The sequence below is a fragment of the Bradyrhizobium sp. in8p8 genome (genome assembly GCF_000426845.1).
GTDB classification, from domain to species: domain Bacteria; phylum Pseudomonadota; class Alphaproteobacteria; order Rhizobiales; family Xanthobacteraceae; genus Bradyrhizobium; species Bradyrhizobium japonicum_C.
On record NZ_AUGD01000008.1, the window covers coordinates 121,982 to 147,053 of the forward strand.

The 25,072-nt window shown below is 64.5% G+C and carries 20 protein-coding genes; 13 read left to right on the forward strand and 7 right to left on the reverse strand.

The window, feature by feature from the left end:
* Positions 1 to 12: 12 nt before the first annotated feature.
* The gene (locus K408_RS0120715; RefSeq protein WP_024340571.1) at positions 13 to 606 is read left to right on the forward strand and encodes a GNAT family N-acetyltransferase; all 594 of its coding nucleotides are present in this window, start codon (positions 13 to 15) and stop codon (positions 604 to 606) included.
* A gap of 232 nt (positions 607 to 838) precedes the next feature.
* On the opposite strand, the gene K408_RS0120720 is transcribed toward K408_RS0120715, so the two are convergent.
* On the reverse strand, positions 839 to 1,822 hold the full coding sequence (locus tag K408_RS0120720) for a threonine/serine dehydratase (protein ID WP_080654895.1): 984 nt from the start codon (positions 1,820 to 1,822) through the stop codon (positions 839 to 841).
* A gap of 27 nt (positions 1,823 to 1,849) precedes the next feature.
* Between K408_RS0120720 and K408_RS0120725 the strand changes: the two genes are divergently transcribed.
* Together K408_RS0120725 and K408_RS0120730 are read left to right on the forward strand one after the other, a co-directional pair.
* Positions 1,850 to 2,152, forward strand: a complete 303-nt coding sequence (locus K408_RS0120725; RefSeq protein WP_024340569.1) for an ArsR/SmtB family transcription factor — start codon at positions 1,850 to 1,852, stop codon at positions 2,150 to 2,152.
* A gap of 138 nt (positions 2,153 to 2,290) precedes the next feature.
* The gene (locus K408_RS0120730) at positions 2,291 to 2,920 is read left to right on the forward strand and encodes a glutathione S-transferase family protein (protein WP_024340568.1); all 630 of its coding nucleotides are present in this window, start codon (positions 2,291 to 2,293) and stop codon (positions 2,918 to 2,920) included.
* Between the two features lie 346 nt (positions 2,921 to 3,266).
* Here K408_RS0120730 and metH read toward each other — a convergent pair whose 3' ends face one another.
* Together metH and metF are read right to left on the reverse strand one after the other, a co-directional pair.
* On the reverse strand, positions 3,267 to 7,112 hold the full coding sequence (gene metH, locus K408_RS0120735) for a methionine synthase (protein WP_024340567.1): 3,846 nt from the start codon (positions 7,110 to 7,112) through the stop codon (positions 3,267 to 3,269).
* Between the two features lie 7 nt (positions 7,113 to 7,119).
* Positions 7,120 to 8,031 (reverse strand): methylenetetrahydrofolate reductase [NAD(P)H], encoded by a 912-nt coding sequence (gene metF, locus K408_RS0120740; protein WP_024340566.1) that lies wholly within the window; start codon positions 8,029 to 8,031, stop codon positions 7,120 to 7,122.
* A 360-nt stretch (positions 8,032 to 8,391) separates the two neighbouring features.
* On the opposite strand from metF, the gene K408_RS0120745 reads away from it, so the two are divergent.
* Positions 8,392 to 9,408, forward strand: coding sequence for an LLM class flavin-dependent oxidoreductase (locus K408_RS0120745; protein ID WP_024340565.1), 1,017 nt, complete (start codon positions 8,392 to 8,394; stop codon positions 9,406 to 9,408).
* Positions 9,409 to 9,538: 130 nt separating this feature from the next.
* Here the strand turns inward: K408_RS0120745 and K408_RS0120750 are convergent, their stop codons facing one another.
* The gene (locus K408_RS0120750) at positions 9,539 to 10,396 is read right to left on the reverse strand and encodes a prephenate dehydratase (protein ID WP_024340564.1); all 858 of its coding nucleotides are present in this window, start codon (positions 10,394 to 10,396) and stop codon (positions 9,539 to 9,541) included.
* A 21-nt stretch (positions 10,397 to 10,417) separates the two neighbouring features.
* Positions 10,418 to 11,158 (reverse strand): 3-deoxy-manno-octulosonate cytidylyltransferase, encoded by a 741-nt coding sequence (locus tag K408_RS0120755; RefSeq protein ID WP_024340563.1) that lies wholly within the window; start codon positions 11,156 to 11,158, stop codon positions 10,418 to 10,420.
* A gap of 218 nt (positions 11,159 to 11,376) precedes the next feature.
* Here K408_RS0120755 and K408_RS0120760 point away from each other — a divergent pair, with 218 nt between their 5' ends.
* From K408_RS0120760 to K408_RS0120785, 6 genes are all read left to right on the forward strand, one after another.
* Positions 11,377 to 11,931, forward strand: coding sequence for a c-type cytochrome (locus K408_RS0120760; protein ID WP_024340562.1), 555 nt, complete (start codon positions 11,377 to 11,379; stop codon positions 11,929 to 11,931).
* 209 nt (positions 11,932 to 12,140) lie between these two features.
* Positions 12,141 to 14,042, forward strand: a complete 1,902-nt coding sequence (locus K408_RS0120765) for an extracellular solute-binding protein (protein WP_024340561.1) — start codon at positions 12,141 to 12,143, stop codon at positions 14,040 to 14,042.
* A gap of 14 nt (positions 14,043 to 14,056) precedes the next feature.
* Positions 14,057 to 15,940: an extracellular solute-binding protein gene (locus tag K408_RS0120770; protein ID WP_024340560.1), complete on the forward strand. Its 1,884-nt coding sequence runs from the start codon at positions 14,057 to 14,059 to the stop codon at positions 15,938 to 15,940.
* A gap of 2 nt (positions 15,941 to 15,942) precedes the next feature.
* Positions 15,943 to 17,052, forward strand: coding sequence for a microcin C ABC transporter permease YejB (locus K408_RS0120775; protein WP_024340559.1), 1,110 nt, complete (start codon positions 15,943 to 15,945; stop codon positions 17,050 to 17,052).
* A complete protein-coding gene (locus tag K408_RS0120780; RefSeq protein WP_024340558.1) occupies positions 17,052 to 18,233 on the forward strand; it encodes an ABC transporter permease in 1,182 nt (393 codons plus the stop codon). The genes K408_RS0120775 and K408_RS0120780 overlap by 1 nt, the downstream gene beginning before the upstream one ends.
* Positions 18,234 to 18,237: 4 nt before the next feature.
* Positions 18,238 to 19,875, forward strand: coding sequence for an ABC transporter ATP-binding protein (locus K408_RS0120785; RefSeq protein ID WP_024340557.1), 1,638 nt, complete (start codon positions 18,238 to 18,240; stop codon positions 19,873 to 19,875).
* 7 nt (positions 19,876 to 19,882) lie between these two features.
* Here K408_RS0120785 and K408_RS0120790 read toward each other — a convergent pair whose 3' ends face one another.
* Both K408_RS0120790 and K408_RS0120795 read right to left on the reverse strand, forming a co-directional pair.
* Positions 19,883 to 20,737: a C40 family peptidase gene (locus K408_RS0120790; protein WP_024340556.1), complete on the reverse strand. Its 855-nt coding sequence runs from the start codon at positions 20,735 to 20,737 to the stop codon at positions 19,883 to 19,885.
* Positions 20,730 to 22,103, reverse strand: a complete 1,374-nt coding sequence (locus K408_RS0120795) for a leucyl aminopeptidase family protein (RefSeq protein ID WP_024340555.1) — start codon at positions 22,101 to 22,103, stop codon at positions 20,730 to 20,732. The genes K408_RS0120790 and K408_RS0120795 overlap by 8 nt, the downstream gene beginning before the upstream one ends.
* 33 nt (positions 22,104 to 22,136) lie before the next feature.
* Here K408_RS0120795 and K408_RS42170 point away from each other — a divergent pair, with 33 nt between their 5' ends.
* The 3 genes from K408_RS42170 to K408_RS0120805 all read left to right on the forward strand — a co-directional run bounded on the left by K408_RS42170 (position 22,137) and on the right by K408_RS0120805 (position 25,053).
* Entirely contained in the window at positions 22,137 to 22,472 is a 336-nt protein-coding gene (locus K408_RS42170) for a hypothetical protein (RefSeq protein ID WP_057197577.1), read from the forward strand.
* A gap of 157 nt (positions 22,473 to 22,629) precedes the next feature.
* A complete protein-coding gene (locus K408_RS0120800; RefSeq protein ID WP_024340554.1) occupies positions 22,630 to 24,132 on the forward strand; it encodes a metallophosphoesterase family protein in 1,503 nt (500 codons plus the stop codon).
* A 93-nt stretch (positions 24,133 to 24,225) separates the two neighbouring features.
* Positions 24,226 to 25,053, forward strand: coding sequence for a tetratricopeptide repeat protein (locus K408_RS0120805; RefSeq protein WP_024340553.1), 828 nt, complete (start codon positions 24,226 to 24,228; stop codon positions 25,051 to 25,053).
* Positions 25,054 to 25,072 lie beyond the last annotated feature (19 nt).

Here is a 25,072-nt window from a genome sequence, read left to right on the forward strand (position 1 = left end):
AAGCAACGGACCATGATCCTCCCCGACGGCTATTCCGACGTCCCCGCCGGCAAGATCGCCGCAATCGTCACTCATCTGGAGATGACCGCGCCCCCTCCGCGCCGCGACGATCCCCCCGGCACCTGGACCCTGCGCAAGGTCGATAGGCCCGCGCTTCCCTGGTACCGCGACATCTTCCGCCGCGTCGGCGAGGACTGGCTGTGGTTCTCGCGCGCCCGCATGACTGACGCCGAGCTCGCTGCGATCATCCACGCGCCTGGAATCGAGGTCTACGCCCTCGTCCTCGACGGTCGCGACGAAGGCCTGCTGGAGCTGGACTTCCGCCAGCCCGGCCAGTGCGAGCTGACCTATTTCGGCGTCACCGCCCCCTTGATCGGCACCGGCGCCGCCCGCTTCCTGATGAACCGCGCGCTGGAGATTGCGTGGTCACGCGACGTCCGCCGCGTCTGGGTCCACACCTGCACGCTCGACCATCCTTCCGCCGTCGCGTTCTATCAGCGCTCCGGCTTCCGCGCGTTCCGCCGCCAGATCGAGATCGCCGACGACCCGCGCCTCGACGGCACCGTGCCGCGGGACGCGGCGCGGCATGTGCCGATCATCGAGTGATGTGCGTCTCTCTTTCCGCCGTCATTGCGAGGAGCTCTTGCGACGAAGCAATCCAGGCTGTCTCTGCGGAAAGATTCTGGATCGCTTCGCGGAGCCTGTCATCGGTCCCGCACCTGCGCGGACCCGCTGGCTCGCAATGACACGTGAGGTGCCGTCCTCCTTCCGCCGATCCGATGCGCGGTGCGGCCAAACTTCAGGATCAGTCCGCGTGGTGCCTTTAAGCCATTCCCAATCAACTATCGAAATGCACCGCATTGGTGTTGGCGCCGCAGACCAGAACCGCGACGCGCTCGGTGGGTGAGGGACGATAGCGGCCGGAGAGCACCGCGGCGAAGGCGGCTGCGCCGCCGGGTTCGGCCACGAGGCGCAAGTGCGACCACAGCGCGGCCTGGGCCTGCCGGATCGCATCGTCGCTGACCAGAACGACGCGCTCGACATGGGCGCGCGCGAGCGGAAACATCAGTCCTCCGACGCGCCGCGGCGCAAGGCTGTCGGCGGCGAGACCGCCGGCCGGCGCATCGACCGGCGCGCCGGCCTCGAACGCGGCGTGCAGGGTTGGCGATTGCTCCGGCTCGACCGCGACGATGCGTGTCCTGCCGGCGTACCACGCCGCAATGCCGCCGATCAGCCCGCCGCCGCCGACCGCCACCAGCAGCGTGTCGATGCGGGGCGCGTCCTGCTCCAGCTCCAACCCGACGCTGCCCTGGCCGAGCAGGGTTTCGGCCTGATCGTAGGCATGGACGGCCAGCGCACCGGTCTGCGCGACGTGCGCCTCGCTCGCGGCGAGCGCATCGGCGTAGCGGCTGCCCGCGATCACGAGCTTTGCGCCGTAGGTCCTGATCCGCTCGGCCTTGGCCGGCGAGGTGATGTCGGGCACGAAGATCGTGGCGGGAATGCCGAGTCGCTGCGCCGCATAGGCGACAGCCGCGCCGTGATTGCCGCCGGATGCGGCGACGACACCGGCCTGCGGCACCTGCCGCAGCAGCAGGTTGGCGAAGGCGCCGCGCGCCTTGAACGATCCGGAATGCTGCAGCATCTCGAGCTTGAAAGTGACGGGTGCGGCCGGCAGGCCGAAATCGGAGAGATCGGCCCGAAGCAGCGGCGTGCGCCTGATATGCGGACGGATGAGGGCTTCGGTCGCCGCAATCCGCTCCCGCGTGATGTCCATTGTCGCTGTCATGATGCCGTCCAGGATACCGCAAGGAAACGTTGACATCAATTAGGTAATTAGCAAAATGGCTAAATGAAATTTGCCGTTGCCTTGCGCGCGCTCGCCAACGAACGCCGCCTGCAGATCCTGGAATGGCTGCGGGATCCGCGGAAGCATTTTCGCGAGCAGGCCGATGGCGACCTGGTCGAGGACGGCGTTTGCGGCTTGCTGATTGCCGAAAAGCTGGGCGTCAGCGCCCCGACGGTGAGCGAGCATATGCGGGTGCTGACATCAGCCAAGCTGGTGCGCGCCAAGCGGATCAAGCAGTGGACGATGTACAAGCGCAACGAGACCGCCATCGCAGCCATCAAGCGCTCGATCCAGGACGGCCTTTGAGCGTGTCGCGCGTCAGGCCGTCGCGCGTCGTTGCAGCCGGTGCAATGCTCCATTTCCGAGATTCTTGTTGCGCCGCGACGAGCTGGTCGTGGAGACTGATCGGCCTGCCTCGTCCAACGACTGAGAAGAGCGAGAACCATGTTCCTGATCGGCCAATATGATTCCCCCTTCGTCCGCCGCGTCGCGATCGCGCTGAAGCTTTACGGCATCTCCTTCGAGCACAGGCCGTGGTCGACCTTCGGCGATGCCGACAAGATCGCGCCCTATAACCCGCTGCGCCGCGTGCCGACGCTGGTGCTCGACGACGGCGAGGCGCTGATCGAGAGCACGATCATCCTCGATTATCTCGACGAGCTCGTTGGTCCCGACCAGGCGATGCTGCCGCGCGGCGGCGCCGATCGACGCAGACACTTGCGCATCTGCGCGCTCGCCTCCGGCCTCGGCGACAAGGCGGTGAGCCTGCTCTACGAGCGCGTGCTGCGGAAGGAGCAGCTCGCGCTGTGGGTCGAGCGGTGTCAGGCGCAGATCGCGGATGTGCTCGCGGTGCTGGAAGCCGAGCGCGCGGGGGTGACGACGCCGTATTGGCTGGGCGGCCGCATCGGCCATGCCGACGTCGCGGTCGCCTGCGTCGTCCGCTTCACCCGCGAGGCGCATCCGCAGCTGTTCGACGCGGCACGTTATCCCGCGCTTGCGGCACATGCCGAACGTTGCGAGGCATTGGCCCCGTTCCAGGAGATCGTGCAGCCGCTGGCGCCGCCGAAGGGATGAGGGCTCTTACCCTCCCCTGGGTCGATCGCGCGAAGCGCGAGCGGGTGGGGTGATCTCTCCACACGGGCAGCGCTCCGCGGAGAGACCGTCACCCCACCTCGGTCCGCATTCCGCTTCGCTGCACACGAACCGTTCCTCCCCCTCCAGGGGAGGATGGGCATCGTGCATGTGGGAGGGTACATCCGCCGCCTTTGTGTCACCGCGTGTGGCAGCCCGATGATGCAATACTACCCCTGTTTTGCCCGACGCCGCAACGCGTTTTTCGGCAAGGCCGAAATTGTCCGGCCTTTTCAACCCCATCGCTACTGTGCATGGGGTTGTTTTCGAGCTTTGAGTTTCGGCGCGCCTATCCCACCCCGGCGCGCTTCTTCTGCCAGACGAGGTGCACCGCGCAGGTGCAGCCCGGCGGATGCGAGGCGAGGTCGTTTGACGGCTCGTCATTCGCAGGCGTTGCCGCGAAGGCCTTGTCCTGTTGCGAGGGGATGTAGTTCAGCACCGGGGCCAGCCAGCGCTCGGCTTCCGCAATGCTCATGCCCTTGCGCGCGGCGTAGTCCTCGACCTGGTCGCGCTCGATCTTGCCGACGCCGAAATAATAGCTCTCGGGGCTGGCGAAATAGAGCCCGGAGACGGACGAGCCCGGCCACATCGCAAAGCTCTCGGTCAGCTTCACGCCGGCCGTGGTCTCGGCATCGAGCAGCTCGAACAGCGTTGCCTTCTCGGTGTGATCAGGCTGCGCGGGATAGCCGGGCGCGGGGCGGATGCCTTGGTACTTCTCCAGGATCAGCTCTTCGCTCGAGAGCGCCTCGTCCGGCGCGTAGGCCCAGAACTCGCGGCGCACGCGGGCATGCATGCGTTCGGCGAACGCCTCGGCGAGGCGGTCGGCGAGCGCCTTGCACAGGATCGAGGAATAGTCGTCATTGGCGCTTCTGAAGCGGTCGGCCACGGCATCCTCGCCGATCCCGGCCGTGACGACGAAGCCGCCGATATAGTCGGGAATGCCGGCGGGCGCGATGAAGTCGGAGAGCGCGGCGTTGAAGCGGCCCTCGCGCTTCTCCAACTGCTGGCGCAGCGTGTGCAGCGTCGCAATCGGCCTGGTCCGGCTCTCGTCGGCATAGAGCACGATGTCGTCGCCTTGCGCATTGGCCGGCCAGAAGCCGATCGTCGCACGCGCCCGGAACCATTTCTCCCTGACGATGGTGTCGAGCATCTTGCGCGCATCGTCATAGAGCGAGCGCGCGACCTCGCCGACCTTGGCGTCATCGAGGATGGCGGGGAAGCGTCCCGCGAGCTCCCAGGTCTGGAAGAACGGCGTCCAGTCGATATACGGCACGAGCTCGGCGAGATCGTACTCGTCGAAGCTCCTGATGCCGAGGAAGGTCGGCTTCACCGGCTTGCTCTTGGCGAAGTCGACCGGCACCCGGTTGGCGCGGGCGTCGGCCAGCTTCAGACGCTTCTTGTCGGCCTGCGCGCGCAGATGCGCTTCCGAGATCTTGGCGTATTCGGCGCGCACCTCGGCGGCATAGGCCTCGCGCTTCTCCGGCGAGAGCAGCGCGGAGGCAACGCCGACGGCGCGGCTGGCGTCGTTGACGTGCACGACCGGTCCGGCGCGATAGCTCGGGTCGATCTTGACGGCGGTATGCACGCGGCTGGTGGTGGCGCCGCCGATCAGGAGCGGCAGCTTCAGGCCCTCGCGCTGCAGCTCGCCGGCGAAGAACGCCATCTCGTCCAGCGAGGGCGTGATCAGGCCCGACAGCCCGACGATGTCGGCCTTCTCTGCCTTCACGGTCTCGACGATCTTTGCCGCGGGCACCATCACGCCGAGGTCGATGACCTCGAAATTGTTGCACTGGAGCACGATGCCGACGATGTTCTTGCCGATGTCGTGGACGTCGCCCTTGACCGTCGCGAGCACGATCTTGCCCGCGGACGAGGAGCCCTCCGTGCCGATGCCGTTCGCGAGGTTGCGCGCCTTCTCCTCCTCCATGAACGGCATGAGGTAAGCGACCGCCTGCTTCATGACACGGGCGGACTTCACCACCTGCGGCAGGAACATCTTGCCGTCGCCGAAGAGATCGCCGACGACGTTCATGCCGGCCATCAGCGGTCCCTCGATCACGTCGAGCGGGCGCGAGGACTTCTTGCGGGCTTCCTCGGTGTCCTGCTCGATGAACTCGGTGATGCCGTGCACCAGCGAATGCGACAGCCGCTTCTCCACCGGCCATTCGCGCCAGGCGAGATCTGCTTCCTTGCTTTCCGTCTTCTTGCCGCGGAATTTCTCCGCGAGCGCGAGCAGGCGCTCGGATGCGCCGGGATCGCGGTTGAGGACGACGTCCTCGCAGGTCTGCCGCAGCTCGGGGTCGATGTCGTCATAGACGATCATCTGCCCGGCATTGACGATGCCCATGTCCATGCCGGCCTTGATGGCGTGATACAGGAACACCGAGTGCATGGCCTCGCGCACCGGCTCGTTGCCGCGGAACGAGAACGACAGGTTCGAGACGCCGCCGGAGACATGCGCGCCCGGCAGGTTCTGCCGGATCCAGCGTGTGGCCTCGATGAAGTCGACGCCGTAATTGTTGTGCTCCTCGATGCCGGTCGCGATCGCGAAGATGTTGGGATCGAAGATGATGTCCTCGGGCGGGAAGCCGACCTTGTTCACCAGGATGTCGTAGGCGCGCTTGCAGATCTCGGTCTTGCGCGCGAACGTGTCGGCCTGGCCGACCTCGTCGAACGCCATCACCACGACCGCGGCGCCGTGGCGCCGGGCGATCTTGGCCTCAAGGATGAACTTCTCCTCGCCTTCCTTCATCGAGATCGAGTTGACGACCGGTTTGCCCTGCACGCATTTCAGGCCGGCCTCGATCACGGAGAATTTGGAGGAATCGACCATGACGGGGACGCGGGCGATGTCGGGCTCGGCGGCCACGAGGTTGAGGAAGGTCACCATCGCCGCTTCCGAGTCGAGCAGCCCCTCGTCCATGTTGACGTCGATGATCTGCGCGCCGTTCTCGACTTGTTCGCGCGCGACCTGCAGCGCGGCGGTGTAATCGCCTGATGTGATCAGCTTGCGGAAGCGGGCCGAGCCGGTGACGTTGGTGCGCTCGCCGACATTGACGAAAGGGATCGCATCCGTCAGCACGAAGGGCTCGAGGCCGGAGAGCCGCAGGCGTGGCTCGATTTCCGGCACCATGCGCGGCTTGTGCGGGGCGACCGCAGCCGCGATCGCCGCGATATGGTCCGGGGTGGTGCCGCAGCAGCCGCCGACGATATTGACGAGGCCGTCGCAGGCGAACTCGGCGATCAGGCGCGCCATATATTCGGGCGTCTCGTCATACTGGCCGAACTCGTTGGGCAGGCCGGCGTTCGGATAGGCGCACACCAGCGTGTCGGCGACACGGCCGATGTCGGCAATATGGGCACGCAGGTCCTCGGCGCCGAGCGCGCAGTTGAAGCCGATGGTGATGGGCTTGGCGTGCCGCACCGAATTCCAGAACGCCTCCGGCATCTGGCCCGAGAGCAGGCGGCCGGACTTGTCGGTGATGGTGCCGGAGACCATCACAGGCATGTCGATGCCGAGCTCCTCGGTGATCTCGGCGATCGCATAGAGCGCCGCCTTGGCGTTGAGCGTATCGAAGATGGTCTCGACCAGCAGCAGATCGACGCCGCCGTCGATCAGGCCGCGGATCTGCTCGCCATAGGATTTGCGTAGGTCGTCGAAGGTGACGGCGCGATAGCCGGGATTGGAAACGTCGGGCGAGATCGATGCGGTGCGGTTGGTGGGCCCGATGGCACCGGCGACGAAGCGCGGCTTGCCGTCTTCCGCCTCGACGCGCCGCGCGGCATTGCCGGCGAGGCGGGCGCCTTCGCGCGCCATCTCGTAGACGATGTCGGTGAGATCGTAATCGGCCTGCGCGATCGAGGTCGTGGAGAAGGTGTTGGTCGCGACGATGTCGGCGCCGGCACGCAGATAGGCGGCGTGGATGTCCTCGATCGCCTGCGGCTGGGTCAGGATCAACAGGTCGTTGTTGCCGCGGAGATCGCGGTGGAAGTTCTTGAAGCGCTCGCCGCGGAAGGCAGCTTCGTCAAGCTGGAGGTTCTGGATCATCGTGCCCATGGCGCCGTCGAGCACGAGAATGCGCTCGCGGGCGGCAGCGAGGAGGGCGGTTCGCTTGGGCGAAGTGGTTACGGTCATTTTTCTGTTACGCAGCCTTCTGGGCGCTCTTGGCGCGAATGCCGAGCAAATGGCTGATCGCGAACACGAGATCGGCGCGGTTCATGGTGTAGAAATGGAAGGTGTCGACGCCGTGCTTGGCGAGCTTCTGCACCTGGCCGGCCGCCACGGTCGCGGCCACCAGCTTGCGCGTCTCGGCGTCGTCGTCGAGGCCCTCGAACTTCGCGGCGAACCAGTCCGGCACGGTGGTGCCGGCGCGGGTGACGAAATTGCGTGCCTGCTTGAAGTTGTGCATGGGCATGATGCCCGGCACGATGGGGATGTCGATGCCGCGGGCGCGGACGCGGTCGAGATAGCGGAAGTAGAGGTCGTTATCGAAGAACACCTGCGTGATGGCACGGGTCGCGCCGGCATCGACCTTGGCCTTCAGCGTGTCGATGTCGGCGTCGAAGTCGCGCGCCTCGGGATGCTTCTCGGGATATGCGGAAACGGAGATTTCGATGTCGCCATGCCGCTTCTTGATTCCGGCGACGAGCTCGGCCGAGCTCTGGTAGCCGTCGGGATGGCTTGAATAGGGCGTGCCAATGCCGCCGACGGGATCACCGCGCAAGGCCACGATGTGGCGGACGCCGACCTCGTGATAGCGGTCGACGATCTCGTCGATCTCTCCGCGTGCGGCGCCGACGCAGGTCAGATGCGCGGCCGGCAGCAGCGCGGTCTCCTTGAGGATGCGGGCGATGGTGGAATGGGTGCGCTCGCGGGTGGAGCCGCCGGCGCCGTAGGTCACGGAGACGAATTTCGGCTCGAGCGGAGCCAGCCGGTTGATGGTCTCCCAGAGATTGCGCTCCATCTCCTCGGTCTTGGGCGGAAAGAATTCGAAGGAGATCGCAGGCCGCTTCAGGTGCCCGTTGGCTGTCACAGGCGTCGTCACGTCAGTCATGGCACCACTCACTCCATTCAGGCGGCGGCCGGGGTCTACCTTGGAGAGCCTAAGATACGGCAAAGGAAGAATCGCCGACAGCCCATCGAAGATGGGAAATTGCCCACTATGGCGTTATTTAAACGGTCTGAGTTGGTTGATGAAGCGGGAGTGGGAAGGGTGTTCGATAGCAGAGTAACTTAAATGCCCGAGATTTCGAGATCCTTGGCTTCTGGTTTCGAAGTGGGCAGAATAATCAGATTGCTTTTCTGAATCGATTGTCCCAACTGAGGTCTTCAGCATTGCTCGCAGGTTCATACACGTCAGGCCTGCGCAGGCTGCCCATTGCCGCCGCGCGGGCCTTCATTACGTTAACGCGCCATGATTCCGCTCTCAGTCCTCGACCTCTCGGTCGTCACCACCGGCACCAAGCCCGCTGCGGCGCTGCGCAACAGCATCGATCTGGCGCGCCATGTCGATGGGCTCGGCTATGTCCGCTACTGGCTGGCCGAGCATCACAACCTCGCCTCGGTCGCGAGCCCCGCGCCCGATGTCATGATCGGGCAGATCGCGGCGGTGACGAAGCACCTGCGCGTCGGCTCCGGCGGGGTCATGCTGCCCAACCACGCCCCGCTTGTGGTTGCCGAGCGCTTCAAGATGCTGGAGGCGCTGTTTCCCGGCCGGATCGATCTCGGTCTCGGTCGCGCCCCGGGCACCGATGGCGCCACGGCTTACGCGCTGCGCAGCCGGCTTGATCGCCGCGAGGGTGACGATTTCCTGGAGCGGCTGCACGAGTTGATCTTGTGGGAGACCCGCGAATTCCCGGCGGGCCATCCCTACAACACCGTCGTCGCGATGCCCGACGATACAAAACTGCCGCCGATCTGGCTGCTCGGCTCCAGCGACTATTCCTCCGAGCTGGCCGCCCAGGTCGGCATGGGCTTCGCCTTCGCCCATCATTTCGCGTCCCACGACGCGATCGATGCGATGGTGCATTACCGCAATCGTTTTCAGCCCTCAGCCTGGCGTGCGACTCCGCATGCCATTCTTGCGGTCGCCGTCATTGCGGCGGATACCGACGAGGAGGCAGAAAGACTCGCCTCTTCCTTCGACCTCAACCGCCTTCGTCGTGACCGCGGGCAGTATCTTCCCCTGCCCAGCGTGGAGGAGGCGATGGCCTATCCATATACGGATTCCGAGCGCGCCTCGATCCTGCGCAACCGCTCGCGCCTCTTCGTCGGCAGCCCTGCGACGGTGCAGAAGAAGCTACAGCCGCTGATTTTCGCAAGCAAGCCGGACGAGCTCATGGTGATCACGGCCGTGTATGACCATGAGGCGCGGAAGAAGTCCTACTCGCTGCTCGCGGAGGCCTTTGGGGCCGCCAAGAGCGCGGCTTAGAGGGGCTCCTCCCGCTCCGGACGCGACGCAGCTCCCCTTCGCCGGCGCGCTGCCGAGTCGAGGTCCATCGCTCTCCGGGGCTTGCGGCTTCTCGATCCCGGCTCGCGCTTCGCGCGTCCGGGACACGCAATCAGTCCTGCGTCTCGCTGAACGTCGCGCGGAACGGATGGCCCGGATACACGCCGACGATGCGGAATTCGCGCGAGAAGAATTTCAGCTCCTCGATCGCAAAAGCGAGGCCCTTGTCCTCGGGATGACCCTCGACGTCGGCGTAGAACTGCGTGGCGAAGAAATTGCCGTCGACCATGTAGCTTTCGAGCTTGGTCATGTTGACGCCGTTGGTGGCGAAACCGCCGAGCGCCTTGTAGAGCGCGGCCGGCAGATTGCGCACCCGGAAGACGAACGTCGTGACCAGCGGGCTGGAGCCTTGGGTGGCCCATTTCGGCTCGCGCGCCAGCACCACGAAGCGCGTGGTGTTGTGGGCTTCGTCCTCGATGTCCTCGGCGAGGATGTCGAGACCGTAGATCTTGGCGGCGAGGCGCGAGGCGATGGCGGCCACCGTCTTGTCCTTGCGCTCGGAGATGTCACGAGCGCTGCCGGCGGTGTCGGCGTGCACGATCGGCTTGATACCGAGCTTGCGGATGATGCGCCGGCACTGGCCGAGCGCATGCACATGGCTCTCGACGCTCCTGATGTCTTCGAGCTTGGTGCCCTTTACCGCCATCAGCTGATGCCGGACCGGCAAAAACCATTCGCCGATGATGTAGAGGCCGGAGGCCGGCAGGAGGTGGTGGATGTCCGCAACGCGGCCTGCGACCGAATTCTCGATCGGGATCATGCCGAGATCGGCCTCGCCCGACGAGATCGCCGACAGCGCGTCCTCGAAGGTGGCGCAGGGCATCGGCTCGGCCTCGGGATAGGCCTCCACGATGGCGATGTGGGAATTGGCTCCGGATTCGCCCTGGAATGCGATCTTCATCTTGCTCATGATCGGCCTTGTAACAGCGGCTCAGGAATTGGAAAGGATGCTGCGGGCGGTTTCCAGGTCCGCCGGCGTATCGACCCCGCGGGGGACGGTATCGACGATGGTGAAATCGATGCGCATTCCGGCCTCCAGCGCGCGGAGCTGCTCGAGCTTCTCCTGCAACTCCAGGGGAGACGGCGGAAGTGAGACGTAGCGCTCAAGCGCAGCACGGCGATAGGCATAGAGGCCGATATGGTGGTAACGCGGTCCGTCCCCCGTCGGTGCGGTCGCGCGGGTAAAATAGAGTGCGCGCATCCGCCTGCCGCCGACCGAGGTTCCGATGGCCTTCACCACACTCGGAGCAAGGTCCTCCTCCTCGGTGTGGATCTGCGAGGCCAGGGTCGCGATGTCCACGGCCGAGTCTTGCAGGGGGGGCAACACCTCGCGGATATTGTCGACCGTGATGGTTGGGAAATCCCCCTGGAGATTGACCACGATCTCCGCTTTGCCTTCGGGATCGAGCTTCTGCATCGCCTCGTGGATGCGATCGGAGCCTGAGGGGTGGTCGGTGCGGGTCATCACCGCCTCGCCGCCATGCGCGGTGACCACGGAGGCGATCTCCGCGGTGTCCGTTGCGACCGCGACCCGGCCGATTGCAGCGGCCTCTGCGCGGCGCAGCACATGCACGATCATCGGTAATCCCGCGATATCGGCGAGCGGCTTGCCGGGCAGGCGGGTAGCGGCCATGCGGGCCGGGATCAACACCAGGATGCGGGGATCGATCATCGGGTTAAGAGCCTGGAAACGGGGCGTTTTCCACGCAGGGAAATGGCGCGGGAACGGTCTGAAAGCCGGGTCGCTTATACGGGTTGCCAGACCCCGGGCAAACCGATATCTCAATGGCAAAACTCGGGGAAACAATCAGGAACGCTTGATTCTCCCGAGGCTCGTCCTGGCGGCCGCTTGAGCCGCTATTTCCTTCTTGCGGTGGGGCCTGGCCGGAAATGGACTCTTTCGAACTCAACAAGATTCTCGGTGCCGTGTTCGGCACCTGCCTCGTTCTGCTGGTGACGAGCTTCACCGCCCAGGCGCTGTTCTCGCCGAAGATGCCGGAAAAACCGGGTTTCGAGATCGCAGTGAAGCAGGAGGCCGGTCCCGGCAAGGAAGGCGGCGCAGCGGCCGCGCCGTCCGAGCCGATCGAGAAGCTGCTCCAGACCGCCTCCGTCGAGAAGGGCGCGGCCGCCGCCAAGAAGTGCGGCGCCTGCCACACCTTCGAGAAGGGCGGCCCGAATCGGGTTGGTCCGAACCTCTTCGGCGTTGTCGGCGAGCCCAAGGGCCAGGGCCATGGTGGCTTCAACTTCTCGGCTGCCATGAAGGCCAAGGGCGGCAACTGGACCTTCGACGACCTCAACAAGTTCCTCGCCAATCCCAAGGGCTTCATTCCCGGTACCGCGATGGGCTTTGCCGGCATTGCCAAGGATTCCGAGCGCGCCGATATCATTGCCTATCTGAACTCGATGTCGGAGCATCCTCAGCCGTTGCCTACGGCGTCGAAGTAGGGCGCGAAAAACCCATCTGGATGGCGGCCAGGCTGAAAAGCTTGGCCGTTTCCTTATCCACACCTCGCGGGACGTGATCGGGGCGTTTGGCCGCATCGGATCGGCCATCCGGCCCTCCAAGATGAGGAAAAAGCAACGCGTATTCGGTCGAAACCTCGCCTATATTCGGCACTTAAAGGAGTAGCCTCCTTCAAGACAGGGATGTTGATTTGGCCATTACCCGACGCGATCTCCTGCTCACCGGCACTGCTGCCGCAGCGCTTCCCGTCCTTGGTTCCGTCGCGGGCGTTCCCGCCATCGGCCCAGCGCACGCCCAATCTCCCAGTGAGCTTCCCTGGCGCCACGCGCTGTCGCTATTTGGCAAGGTCAAGTACCCCGCCGACTTCAAGCGCTTCGACTACGTCAATCCGGACGCCCCCAAGGGCGGCATCGCGCGCCAGATCGCGGTTGGCACGTTCGATAATTTCAACATCGTGGTCTCGGGTGTGAAGGGGCAGGTCGCCGGTGCCGTTGCCTTCATCTATGAATCCCTCATGACACCCTCGCTTGACGAGGTCTCGACCGAATACGGCGCATTGGCCGAAGCCGTCAGCCATCCGGACGACTTCTCCTTCGTCATCTATCGCTTGCGGCCGCAGGCCAAGTGGCACGACGGCAAACCAGTTACTGCAGAGGACGTGATCTTCTCGCTCGAATCCTTCAAGAAGCATCATCCGATGTACTCGGCCTATTACAGCCATGTGGTGAAGGCCGAGAAGGTCGGTGAACGGGACGTCAAGTTCATCTTCGATGCCCCTGGCAACCGCGAACTGCCGCAGATCGTCGGGCAGCTCACCGTCTTGCCGAAGCATTGGTGGGAAGGGACGGACGCACAGGGACGCAAACGCGACGTCTCCGCCACCACGCTGGAAGTGCCGCTCGGTTCAGGTCCCTACAGGGTCAAGGAGTTCGTCGCGGGACGATCGATCGCACTGGAGCGCGTCAAGGATTATTGGGGCCGCGACCTTCCTGCGAATGTTGGCCGCAACAATTTCGACGAGCTGCGCTACGAATATTTCCGAGACGCCACCGTCGCGATCGAGGCGTTCAAGGCCGACCAGGTCGATTGGCGCACCGAGAACAGCGCGAAGAACTGGGCAACCGCCTACGACTTCCCGGCCGTGACGGATAAGCGGGTGATCCTCGAGGAATTCGTCAATCGCAGCTCGGGCGTGATGCAGGCCTTCGTGCCGAACCTGCGCCGCGCCAAGTTCAGCGACCCGCGCGTGCGCCGTGCGCTCAACTACGCGTTCGACTTCGAGGAGATGAACAAGCAGATCTTCTACGGCCAGTACAAGCGCATCAGCAGCTATTTCGATGGCATCGAAGACCTGATGGCAACCGGGCTGCCGCAAGGGAAGGAGCTCGAGATCCTCGAGACGGTCCGCGCTCAGGTCCCGCCCGAAGTCTTCACCACGGCGTATACCAATCCCGTCGGCGGCAGTCCGGAAGCGGTGCGCGAGAATCTTCGCGAGGCGCTGCGCCTGTTCAAAGAGGCTGGCTACGAGGTGCGGGAGCGCAAGCTGGTCGACGTCAAGACCGGCACCCAGTTTTCGCTGGAACTGCTGAATTCGGATCCGAGCTTCGAGCGGATCACGCTGTTCTACAAGCCTTCGCTGGAGCGACTCGGCATTGCCGTGAGCGTGCGGACGATCGATCCGACCCAATACGAGAACAGGACGCGCGAGTGGGATTTCGACATCGTCACCAATTCATGGGGCGAGTCGCAGTCGCCGGGCAATGAGCAGCGCGAGTTCTGGTCGTCCAAGACGGCCGACATCCCCGGCTCGCGCAACATTGCCGGTATCAAGAATCCGGCGATCGACAAGCTGATCGAGCGGGTGATCTATGCCACCGATCGCGATGATCTCGTCGCCGCGACCAAGGCGCTCGATCGCGTGCTGCTGTGGAATCACTACGTCGTACCGCAATGGACCTATAACAAGGTGCGCACCGCGCGCTGGGATCGCTTCGGCCGTCCGGCGGAATTGCCACGATACGGTCAGTCCGGCTTCCCGTTCATCTGGTGGTACGACGCAGACAAGGCGGCACGGATCGTAAAGAAGTCGTGAAGGATGTTTCCCGCATGACGCAGATGTCACGCCGCCATGTGCTGGCCCTGGGCGTTGGCGGCACCCTCGGGGCGTCCATTGGTGCGCCGTTGCGCAGCGCGCGTGCATCGGAAACCGCGACCGAGACGCACGGCATCTCGGCGTTCGGGGATCTCAAATATCCCGCCGATTTCCGCCATTTCGACTACGTCAATCCGGCGGCGCCTAAAGGCGGGACGTTCTCGCTGATCCCCTCCGTGCGCGCCTACAACCAGTCCTACCAGACTTTCAATTCGCTGAACGCCTTCATTCTGAAGGGCGACGGCGCGCAAGGCATGGACATGACGTTTTCGCCGCTGATGCTGCGCGCAAGCGACGAGCCGGACGCGATGTACGGTCTTGCCGCCAAGTCCGTGCAGATATCGCCGGATAAGCTGGTCTATCGCTATACGATGCGGCCGGAGGCGAAATTCCACGATGGCACGAAGCTCACTGCGCATGATGCGGCGTTTTCGCTGACGACTTTGAAGGCCAAGGGCCACCCTCTGATCATCGTGCAGATGCGTGACTTCGTGAGCGCGGAAGCCATCGATGATGCGACGCTCGTCGTCACCTTTGCCAAGGGACGCGCCCGCGACGTTCCACTCTATGTTGCCGGGCTGCCGATCTTTTCGAAAGCGTACTATGCGTCCCGGCCGTTCGATGAATCGACGCTGGATATTCCGCTCGGCTCCGGTCCGTACAAGGTCGGCAGGTTCGAGGTCAATCGCTACATCGAGTTCGAGCGCGTGAAGGACTGGTGGGCCGCCGATCTGCCGCCTTGCCGCGGAAGCTACAATTTCGACGTCGTGCGCTACGAGTTCTATCGCGACCGCGATGTCGCCTTTGAAGGCTTCACCGGCAAGAGCTATCTCTATCGCGAGGAGTTCACCTCGCGCCTCTGGGCGACACGCTATGATTTCCCGGCCGTGAAGGATGGCCGCGTCAAGATGGAGGTCGTGCCCGACGATACGCCGTCCGGTGCGCAAGGTTGGTTCATCAATACAAGGCGCGAGAAATTCAAGGACCCGCGCGTGCGCGAGGCCTTGATCAACGCTTTCGATTTCGAGTGGACCAACAAGACGATCATGTACGGCGCCTATGCCCGCACGGTGTCGCCTTTCCAGAACTCGGACCTCATGGCGGGCGATGCGCCGCCTTCGCCGGAAGAGCTGAAGCTGCTCGAGCCGTTTCGCGGCAAGGTTCCGGACGACGTCTTCACGGCACCGTTCACGCCGCCGGTCACGGACGGATCCGGGCAGGACCGGAGCCTGCTGCGCAAGGCGCAGCAATTGCTGACCGAGGCCGGTGTGGCGATCAAGGACGGCAAACGGATACTGCCGAACGGCGAGGTGTTCAGGATCGAGTTCCTGTTGGACGAGCCCTCCTTCCAGCCGCACCATGCACCCTACATCAAGAATCTCGCGACGCTCGGCATCGAAGCCAATGTGCGCCTCGTCGACGCGGTACAATACCGGGCGCGTCAGGATGATTTCGATTTCGACATGACGATCCAGCGCTTCAGCATGTCGGCGACGCCGGGAGACGCCATGCGCTCGTTCTTCTCGTCTCAGGTTGCGAATACCAAGGGCTCTTACAATTTGGCGGGCATCGCCAATCCGGCGATCGACGCCATGATCGAGAAGATCATGGCGGCTGACAGCCGCGAGGAACTGACCGTCGCCTGCCGCGCTTTCGATCGCCTGTTCCGCGCCGGCCGCTATTGGGTGCCGCAATGGTATAACAAGACGCACCGGCTGGCTTATTGGGATCAGTTTGGTCATCCGCCGAAGCTGCCGCGCTATGCCAACGGCGTCGGTGCGCCCGATATCTGGTGGCATGAGCCTGCCAAGGCGGCCAAGCTCGAGCAGGCGAAATAGCCATGAGCGCCTATATCGCCCGCCGCATCCTCCTGATGATCCCGACGCTGCTGGGAATCCTCTTTGTGTCTTTCGTCGTTGTGCAGTTCGCGCCCGGAGGCCCGGTCGAGCGCGTCATCGCCCAGCTCTCGGGGGCCGACACCGGGGGCACCTCGCGCATTTCCGGCGGCAGCGATTTCGCGCAGCGCGCGCCGGGGCAGGTCGGCGCCGGAGGCGATGCCATCAACTCGAAATATCGCGGTGCGCAGGGCCTTGATCCTGATTTCATCAAGAAGCTGGAAGCGCAGTTCGGCTTCGACAAGCCGGCACCGGAACGCTTCGCGCTGATGGTCTGGAATTTCGCCCGTTTCGATTTCGGCAAGAGCTATTTTCGCGATGTCAGCGTGATCCAGCTCATCAAGGAGAAGCTGCCGGTCTCGATCTCGCTCGGGATCTGGCTGACGCTGATCACCTATCTGATCTCGATCCCGCTCGGCATCCGCAAGGCGATGAAGGACGGCACCCGCCTTGACACCTGGACCTCGACCGTTCTCGTGCTGGGCTATGCCATTCCGGGCTTTCTGTTTGCGATCCTTCTCATCATCCTGTTCGCCGGCGGCTCGTTCTTCAACTGGTTTCCGCTGCGCGGGCTGACGTCAGACGGGTGGTCGGACTTTCCCTGGTACTGGAAGATCGTCGATTACTTCTGGCATCTGACGCTGCCGCTGATCGCCATGGGTCTCGGCGCCTTCACCACCATGACGTTCCTGACCAAGAACTCGTTCCTGGACGAGATCCGCAAGCAATACGTCATGACCGCGCGCGCCAAGGGGTGCAGCGAGAACCGGGTGCTGTACGGCCATGTCTTCCGCAATGCGATGTTGATCGTGATCGCCGGCTTCCCCGGGACCTTCATCCACGCCTTCTTTTCCGGCTCGCTCCTGATCGAGACCATCTTCTCGCTGGACGGGCTGGGGCTGCTCAGCTTCGAGAGCGTGCTCAACCGCGACTATCCCGTGGTGTTCGGTACGCTTTACATCTTTTCGCTGGTCGGTCTCGTGATCAACCTGATCTCCGACCTGACCTATATGTGGATCGACCCCCGGATCGATTTCGAGGCGCGGGAGGTCTGATGACGCTGGCCGCCCCAAGGACGCCGATCGAAACCACGGCGAAATCGCCTCTGGGCGGTTCGGTGCCGATCACGCGCAAGCCGTTCGCGCCTTCGCCGCTCAACAGGCGACGGTGGCAGAACTTCAAGGCCAACCGGCGCGGCTACTGGTCGTTCTGGATTTTCATCAGCCTGTTCGTGATCTCGCTGTTCGCCGAGCTGATCGCCAATGATCGGCCCTTCCTGATCAAGTTCGATGGCCGGCTCTATTGGCCCGCCTTCGTGACCTATTCGGAGACGGCCTTCGGCGGTGACTTCGAAACCGCGGCCGACTATCGCGATCCCTATTTGCAGAAGCTCATCAAGGACAAGAACGGCACAATCGTCTGGCCCCTGATCCGCTATTCCTACGATACTCACAATCTCGACTTGCCGACGCCGGCACCGTCGCCGCCGACCTGGATGTTGACGGAGAAGCAGTGTCGGCCGGTGGTGGAGAAGAAGGGGCTGAAGAGCTGCCGCGACCTCGAATACAACTGGCTCGGCACCGACGATCAGGGCCGCGACGTGGTCGCGCGATTGATCTATGGCTTCCGCATCTCGGTGCTGTTCGGACTTTGTCTCACCATCGTCTCGTCCGTCATCGGCATCGCGGCGGGGGCGGTGCAGGGGTATTTCGGCGGCCGGGTTGACCTGATCTTCCAGCGCTTCATCGAGATCTGGACCGCGATCCCTTCGCTCTATCTTCTCTTGATCCTGTCCTCGGTGCTCGTGCCCGGCTTCTTCGTGCTGCTCGGCATCCTCCTGCTGTTCTCCTGGGTCTCGCTGGTCGGTCTGGTGCGGGCCGAGTTCCTGCGCGGGCGCAATTTCGAGTATATTCAGGCCGCGCGGGCGCTCGGCGTCTCGAACCCGGTCATCATGTTCCGCCACCTGCTGCCGAACGCGATGGTCGCGACCATGACGTTCCTGCCCTTCATCGTGTCCAGCTCGGTGATGACGCTGACGGCGCTCGATTTCCTGGGCTTCGGCCTGCCGCCGGGATCGCCTTCGCTCGGCGAATTGCTGTCGCAGGCCAAGTCCAATGTGCAGGCACCCTGGCTTGGCTTCTCCGGCTTCTTCTCGGTTGCGATCATGCTGTCGCTGTTGATCTTCATCGGCGAGGCCGTGCGCGACGCCTTTGATCCGCGCAAGACGTTCAGGTAGTCCGATGGACGCGATCAACCAGCCCCTGCTCAGCGTGCGCGACCTTTCCGTGGCCTTCCACCAGGGCGGCGCCACCACGCTCGCGGTCGACAAGGTCTCGTTCCAGATCAAGCGCGGCGAATGCGTCGCGCTGGTGGGTGAATCCGGTTCCGGCAAATCGGTCAGCGCGCTTTCGATCCTGAAGCTCTTGCCTTATCCGAATGCCTCGCATCCCTCAGGCAGCATCCGCTTCAAGGGGCAGGAGCTGATCGACCGCTCCGAGCAGCAGATGCGTGAGATCAGAGGCAGCGACATCTCCATCATCTTCCAGGAGCCGATGACCTCGCTCAATCCGCTGCACACGATCGAGGCGCAGATCGGCGAGATCATCCAGCTGCACAACCCCACCAGCAATGCACAGGCGCGCAAGCGGACGCTGGAATTGCTAACGCAGGTCGGTATCCCCGAGCCCGAGACGCGGCTGAAGAGCTATCCGCACCAGCTCTCCGGCGGCCAGCGCCAGCGCGTCATGATCGCGATGGCGCTCGCCAACGAGCCGGATCTGCTGATTGCGGACGAACCGACCACGGCGCTGGACGTCACCGTGCAAGCGCAGATCCTGGCGCTGCTCGCCGAGATCCGCTCGCGTCTCGGCATGAGCCTGCTCTTCATTACCCATGATCTCGGCATCGTGCGCCGCATCGCCGATACCGTCTGCGTCATGAAGGGGGGCGTGATCGTCGAGCAGGGACCGCTCGAGCAGGTCTTCAAGGCTCCCAAACATCCCTACACCCGCGACCTGCTCGCGGCGGAGCCGAAACCCGATCCGGCGCCGCCGCAACCGAACGCGCCGGTGGTGATGTCGGCCAATGATCTGAAAGTCTGGTTTCCGATCAAGCGCGGCCTGATGCGAAAGACCGTCGGCCACATCAAGGCGGTCGACGGCGTCAGCGTCGCCGTGCGCAAGGGTGAGACGCTCGGCGTGGTCGGCGAATCCGGCTCGGGCAAGACGACGCTGGGCCTCGCGCTCTTGCGGCTGATCTCCTCGGACGGCCGCATCGTCTTTCTGGGCAAGGACATCCAGGGCCTGCGCTTCAAGGAAATGCGGCCGTTCCGACGCGACATGCAGATCGTGTTCCAGGATCCGTTCGGCTCGCTCAGCCCGCGCATGTCGGTCGCCGACATCATCGCCGAAGGTCTCTCCGTGCATCAGCCGCAGCTGTCGCGCGAGGAGCGCGAGGTGCGCGTGGTCAAAGCGCTCGAGGACGTCGGGCTGCAGCCGGACACCCGCTATCGCTATCCGCACGAATTCTCCGGCGGCCAGCGTCAGCGCATCAGCATCGCGCGCGCGATCGTGCTCGAGCCTGATTTCGTCGTGCTGGACGAGCCGACCAGCGCGCTCGACATGCTGTTCCAGGCGCAAATGGTCGACCTGTTGCGCGAGCTCCAGCGCAAGCGCGAGCTCACCTACATGTTCATCTCGCACGATTTGCGCGTCGTCGCCTCGCTCGCCAGCCATCTCATCGTGATGCGCGGCGGCAAGGTGGTCGAGGAAGGCCAGGCTGCCGAGCTGTTCAAGAATCCGAAGACGGATTATACGCGTGCGCTGTTCGCCGCCGCGTTCCGGCTGGAGACGGCCGGGAACTGGGCGGCGGCGACGTAGCGCCCCGTCAGAGCCGTTTGATCGCGACGACCTCGCTGCCGGCCTGCCTGATCCGCGCGATCGCGGGCTCGATCGGCTCGATGACCGTCGCCATATGATAGGCATTGGCATGAACCATGGTGCTGCCGTCGCGGACGATGGCGACATGGCCCTTCCAGAAGATCAGGTCGCCGCGCACCAGGCTGCCGCGCTCATCCGGCTCCAGCCCGCGCCCGAGGCCGGCCAGCTGCATGTCGCTGTCGCGCGGGCACCCGATGCCTGCCGATGACAGCGACACCTGCACGAGGCCCGAGCAGTCGATCCCGAGGCTGCTCTTGCCGCCCCACAAGTACGGCGTGCCGACGAAGCGCTCGGCGACGGCGACGAAATCAGACTCGCGCCGGTCGAGCGGCGCGAGATGCGTCCTCGGCAGGAACGTTCCTTCGCGCGTCACCGAGAAGACCCCTTCCTCGCGCACGATCGTGAGCCTTGAGCCGAGCACGAGCGTGTCCGCAGGCGGCAGCTTGATCGAGGGGCCGGGGAAGGCAAACGTGCGAAGTGCACTTACCTTGTGAGTCGGTGCAGCCGCCGGCTTCATCAATGCTGCATCCGGCAGCCAGCCGACATAGCCATCGCCACCGAGCTGACCCCAGGCCCAGCCCTCGCCGTTGCGGTCGTAGACCGTGACGCGCTCACCGCGCAGAGCCTCCGTCATCAGCATCGCGCTTGAGGACGGCTGCTCGCGCAGCGATGCGATCGCGTCGACCACCTCGAATTCCTCGCCGGTGACGAAGCGATCAGCCTGCACCTTGCCTTCAAGGTATTTCGCGGCGATGTCGCCCCGCGCCGGCGTCAGCCTTGGATCGCGTCCTGGATCACGCATAGCGCTCGCTCAAGAGTGCGTAGATGGCCCGCGCGGCCTGGCACTCGCCGCCCTCGGGCCGCGCCGGCTTCGCCGATGGCGTCCAGCCGTAGATGTCGACATGCAGCCAACTTTTGGCGTGCTCGACGAAGCGCTGCAGGAACAGCGCGCAGGTGATCGAGCCGGCGAAGCCGCCCGACGGGGCGTTGGTGATGGTCGCCGTCTTGGAGTCCAGCCAGGAATCGTAAGCCGGCCACAGCGGCATGCGCCAGAGCGGGTCGTTCTCCTTCACCGCGCAGCGCGCGACGTCGGCGGCCAGCGTCTCATCATTGGTGTAATAGGGTGGTAAATCCGGCCCCAGCGCGACGCGCGCCGCGCCGGTCAGGGTGCCCAGGTCGATCAGCAGGTCGGGTTTCTCCTCGTCGGCGAGCGCCAGCGCGTCGGCAAGCACGAGCCGGCCTTCGGCGTCGGTATTGCCGATCTCGACGGTAATGCCCTTGCGCGAGGTGAAGATGTCGAGGGGGCGGAAGGCATTGCCGCCGACCGCGTTCTCCACCGCCGGAATCAGCACGCGCAGCCGCACCTTCAGCTTCGCATCCATCACCATGCGCGCGAGCGCGAGCACGTTGGCGGCCCCGCCCATGTCCTTCTTCATGATCAGCATGCCGCTCGACGGCTTCAGGTCGAGCCCGCCGGTGTCGAAGCAGACGCCCTTGCCGACCAGCGTCACCTTGGGATGTTCAGGATCGCCCCAGCCGATGTCGATCAGCCGCGGCGCGCGGCTGGAGGCCATGCCGACAGCATGGATCAGCGGGAAGCCGGTCCTCAATTCCTCGCCCATGGTGCAGGTGAAGCTTGCGCCGAACTCGGTAGCGAGCGCCTGCGCGGCGGCGGCAAGCTCCTCCGGGCCCATGTCGTTGGAGGGCGTGTTGATCAGGTCGCGCGCGAGCATTGTGGCATCAGCAATGCGCTCGATCTCGGCCGGGTCGACGTCGTCGGGCGGCACCAGCCGGACCTCGGGGCGATCAGCCTTGCGGTAGCGGGCGAAGCGATAGCATCCCAATGTGAAAGCGAGCGCCGCCAGCCGCGTGTCATGCGGCGCATTGGCGAAGCGATAGGTGCCCGGCGGCAGAAGGCCGGGCAGCGCGCCGGGCCGGAACAGGTCGCGCGATCTTGCACCCTCATCCTCGAGGCCGAACAGCACCTGCGCAATCGTCCCGTCGGGCGCAGGCAGCGCCAGAGAACTGCCTGGCTTTCCGGCAAAGCTGCTGACGGTCGCGAACTGCCGTTGCACCGGCGGCAGCGTTTCGGCGACGCGATCCCAGCTCGATCTGGTGACGAAGGTGATCGGGGTGGCGGTGGACGATGTCTCGAAGACAGAAGGCATTGGCGGGTCCGGAGTCGTCAGATCGAGCGGGTCATGCAAACGGACGAGACTTCGCAGAGTTTCGCTGCCGCTGCAATCAGCTTTGCCGTCAAGCTGCCAGGTTCCGGGGCGCGGCCGCACCACTATCGAATCCTTGCGCTCCTTGCCGGCCGCTGGTCCTCCACTTCCATGACCGCTCCGTTCATGCGCGGTCTGATACGCCAGACAAGCGCCTTGACGAAATCCACAACCGGCCTGCCCCGGAAAAGTCGGTCGCGCGAGGCACAACCGCTGCAGATCGCACGAATCTCGCGCGAGCTGGCGCTGGAAGAGCACGGCCTCAGGCCTTTACTAGCGTATCGGTTGTGGCATTATCCGCGAACATTTTAGATTGTGTCCTTGCTGTATGCACCGAACGCAGATGCACGGCGGCACGTGGTGGCTACCTGCCCGGGCCCATTCTTTGGCCCTCCGGCCCGAACCTGTTTGTCGAAGCATTTCTCTCGCCCTTTAGGGCGGCGCAGCATTTGCAAATGAGCGGCGCAAAATGGATAGATCGTTCGTTATTGCGCATATCTCCGACCTGCATCTGGACGGGTCGGGCCGGCAGCTTGCGAGCATCGAGACACTCACGGCCGCGATTCGCGAGAAGATGGCGGGTGTCGCCGATGTCCCCGACCGTATCCTGCTGATCACGGGGGATCTGGTGGACGAGCCGACGCCGCGTGCGCTCGACGAGGCGCTGGCCGTCATTGCGTCCTTCAGGCAGACCGGGCTGTTCACCGACATCCAGGCCGTTGCCGGCGATCACGATGTCAAGCGCCCGAGCCAACGCGCAGGCCGTCACGACGCCTACGATTACCTGCATTTGCCGCGGGTCGCGAAGAACGTCTACTACCGGCAGGCCGGCCTCGACCTGGTGTTGCTCGATTCCAATCGCGCGAGTCTGATGACGCTCGCGAGCGGCAAGGTCGACGAAGGCACATACAGGACAACGGTCGCAGACTCCGCCCGGCTGAGCGCCGAGCTTGCGGGCAGCGTCGGTTCTGCAGGGCATGCCGATTATGCCGAGCCGGCGGAAAACCTTGTGCGTGTGCTGGCCCTGCACCATCATCCCCTGCCGCAGGCGACCGGCGAAGGAAAGCGCTTTCTCGGCGCGCCTGACGAGCCGCTGATGTACCTCGCCGCACCCGCCACGTTCCTCGAGGCCGCCACATCGCTCAATGTGGATCTGGTCCTGCACGGTCATCGCCATGTCGAGGGATTGACCCGCTATTCCATACCCGATCCGCGCGCGACGGGGAGCGAGAGCGATGAGGCGTTCTGGCGCACGATCTACGTGCTTTGCTGTCCATCCTCGACCGGTCAAGCCGGCGACGATGCCGGCTTCAACCTCATCCATTTCGGCCCCGCGGTCCGTGCCGGGGGCACGGAGCACCGCTTCTCGATCACCCGCTATTCAAGGTTACGCAACGATGCCGCCTTCAGGCCACTCGACTCGAACCTGCCGGACGGCGTCATCGGGTTGCCGGCTGGGCGGGACTTTACCCGTGATCCCGCCGTCCAGTCGACGATCGACGTTGCCTCATCCGTTTCGTTGAAGCGGGATCAGATCGCGGCGATCACCCGCCGGTTGTTCATGCGTCGAAGCTTCTATGATGAAGCCGAGCCGGACTGGCCGGCTGCGCTCTATACCTATGTCGTCTCGTCTCAAGCCTGGGCGGGCCTCGAAGGCAAGGTCGCGAGATCCAGGTCGAAATCCGTCATTGACACGCTCGCCGCGGTGAGAACGCTTCTCAGCCGATTGATCGAGCAGTCCGCCGACGTGCTCGGTATCGATCGCGCTCAGCTCGATGAACTCCATGGGAGGGGCTTGATCAACCGCGATGACTTTCTCCGCGAGCTGCCGAGGCTGTCTTGTGAGGGCACCGACGTTCGGCGGCGGGCGCGGCAGAGGCAGCGATTGCTTCGGGATCTCGACCAACAGGTGAGGGCGCTCGGCCTCGATCTGGACCTCGGCGGTGAGGTGCCGCCAAGTTCGCCACCGTAAGACGAGGGGGCGGGCGCGTTAACCGGCCGTTAGGGTTAACAGTCTATTGCTGGCGCGTTCGGCTCGATCAAGCTGCTCGAGAGTCAAAGCGTCATGCGTCCACGGATCAGACTAGCCCGGCTTCTTGCTTCCACGTCGCTCGTCGCGGCAGTGGCCGTGGGACTCGGCGGCTGCACGGCCATGTCGAAGCTCTCCGAAGCGACAGGCTCCGTCGGCCCCCGGGCCGAGGCGGCTTCCGCCGATCGTGCGCCGGCCGATCCAGCGCGCGCCGTCGAAGCCTATGGCGAGCGCTACCGGGCCAATCCCAAGGATGCCGACGCCGCGCTCGCCTATGGACAGGCCCTGCGCGCCAACGGTCAGCGTGCACAGGCCGCCGCTGTGCTCGAGCAGGCGACCATCGCCAATCCCGGCAACAAGGCGCTGCTGGCCCAGTACGGGCGCGCGCTCGCCGACAACGGCAATTTCAAGCAGGCCTTCGACGTCCTGTCGAAAGCGCATTCGCCTGACAATCCGGACTGGCGCCTGCTTTCGGTACAGGGCACCGCGCTGGATCAGATGGGCCGTCATGAGGAGGCGCGATCCTATTACGCGAGCGCGCTGAAGATCGCACCGGGTGATCCCGGCGTGCTCTCCAATCTCGGCCTGTCCTACATGTTATCGAGAGAGCTGCCGAAGGCCGAAGAGTCGCTCCGGCAGGCCTACGCCTCGCCGCGTGCGAGTGCCCGGGTGCGGCAGAACCTCGCCTTGGTGATCGGCCTCCAGGGCCGCTTCGCGGAAGCGGAGAGCATCGTGAAGGCGGACCTGCCACCGGACGAGGCGGCGGCCAATGTCGCCTATCTCAAGGACATGCTCAGGCGCGGCGACTCCCCGCGCGGTGCACCGAAGCGGACGCCGATCGCTTCGCTGAGCCAACCCGATTGATCAGGTCCGATCGTCTCGC

Coding starts and splice junctions, on each gene's coding strand:
- metF (WP_024340566.1), bottom strand. CDS start 8,031: ATGACTGACGTGACGACGCCTGTGACAGCCAACGGGCACCTGAAGCGG.
- metH (WP_024340567.1), bottom strand. CDS start 7,112: ATGACCGTAACCACTTCGCCCAAGCGAACCGCCCTCCTCGCTGCCGCC.
- K408_RS0120775 (WP_024340559.1), top strand. CDS start 15,943: ATGAGCGCCTATATCGCCCGCCGCATCCTCCTGATGATCCCGACGCTG.
- K408_RS0120760 (WP_024340562.1), top strand. CDS start 11,377: ATGGACTCTTTCGAACTCAACAAGATTCTCGGTGCCGTGTTCGGCACC.
- K408_RS0120790 (WP_024340556.1), bottom strand. CDS start 20,737: ATGCGTGATCCAGGACGCGATCCAAGGCTGACGCCGGCGCGGGGCGAC.
- K408_RS0120795 (WP_024340555.1), bottom strand. CDS start 22,103: ATGCCTTCTGTCTTCGAGACATCGTCCACCGCCACCCCGATCACCTTC.
- K408_RS0120770 (WP_024340560.1), top strand. CDS start 14,057: ATGACGCAGATGTCACGCCGCCATGTGCTGGCCCTGGGCGTTGGCGGC.
- K408_RS0120755 (WP_024340563.1), bottom strand. CDS start 11,158: ATGATCGATCCCCGCATCCTGGTGTTGATCCCGGCCCGCATGGCCGCT.
- K408_RS0120730 (WP_024340568.1), top strand. CDS start 2,291: ATGTTCCTGATCGGCCAATATGATTCCCCCTTCGTCCGCCGCGTCGCG.
- K408_RS0120745 (WP_024340565.1), top strand. CDS start 8,392: ATGATTCCGCTCTCAGTCCTCGACCTCTCGGTCGTCACCACCGGCACC.
- K408_RS42170 (WP_057197577.1), top strand. CDS start 22,137: ATGCAAACGGACGAGACTTCGCAGAGTTTCGCTGCCGCTGCAATCAGC.
- K408_RS0120785 (WP_024340557.1), top strand. CDS start 18,238: ATGGACGCGATCAACCAGCCCCTGCTCAGCGTGCGCGACCTTTCCGTG.
- K408_RS0120715 (WP_024340571.1), top strand. CDS start 13: ATGATCCTCCCCGACGGCTATTCCGACGTCCCCGCCGGCAAGATCGCC.
- K408_RS0120725 (WP_024340569.1), top strand. CDS start 1,850: ATGAAATTTGCCGTTGCCTTGCGCGCGCTCGCCAACGAACGCCGCCTG.
- K408_RS0120720 (WP_080654895.1), bottom strand. CDS start 1,822: ATGTCAACGTTTCCTTGCGGTATCCTGGACGGCATCATGACAGCGACA.
- K408_RS0120805 (WP_024340553.1), top strand. CDS start 24,226: ATGCGTCCACGGATCAGACTAGCCCGGCTTCTTGCTTCCACGTCGCTC.
- K408_RS0120800 (WP_024340554.1), top strand. CDS start 22,630: ATGGATAGATCGTTCGTTATTGCGCATATCTCCGACCTGCATCTGGAC.
- K408_RS0120750 (WP_024340564.1), bottom strand. CDS start 10,396: ATGAGCAAGATGAAGATCGCATTCCAGGGCGAATCCGGAGCCAATTCC.
- K408_RS0120780 (WP_024340558.1), top strand. CDS start 17,052: ATGACGCTGGCCGCCCCAAGGACGCCGATCGAAACCACGGCGAAATCG.